Consider the following 377-nt stretch of genomic DNA (forward strand, 5'->3'; position numbering starts at 1 on the left):
ACCGACGCCGTCAACTACAGCCAGCTGAAACAGCAAAGCGCCGCCGCCCGTACCGAGGTTGCCGCCGGCACCAACATCAAAGACGTGGTGAAAACGACCGGCGCCAACGGCCAAGACGTTTACACCGTCAACGCCAAAGGCACGACTGCGAGCGCAGGTTCGAACAAAGTGACCGTCACTGCTTCAGCAGCAGACGCGAACAACGTGACCGACTACAGCATCGACTTGGCGCAAGACACCAAAGACGACATCCAAAAAGGTGTGGATGCCAAAACCACCGTTGATACCAAAGGCCTGACCTTCAACGGCGACAGCGGCAGCACCAATATCGAAAAACTCGGCTCCACCGTGACCGTTGCCGGCGACGACAACATCAC

1 protein-coding gene is annotated in these 377 nt (G+C 57.8%); it reads left to right on the forward strand.

The annotated features are described in order from the left end of the window. A partial coding sequence (locus tag ACTHUG_RS11600) for a hypothetical protein (protein WP_440419998.1) occupies nucleotides 1-377 on the forward strand: 377 nt, incomplete at both ends.

This window comes from Neisseria sp. P0022.S009 (assembly GCF_051956675.1).
Lineage (GTDB): Bacteria > Pseudomonadota > Gammaproteobacteria > Burkholderiales > Neisseriaceae > Neisseria.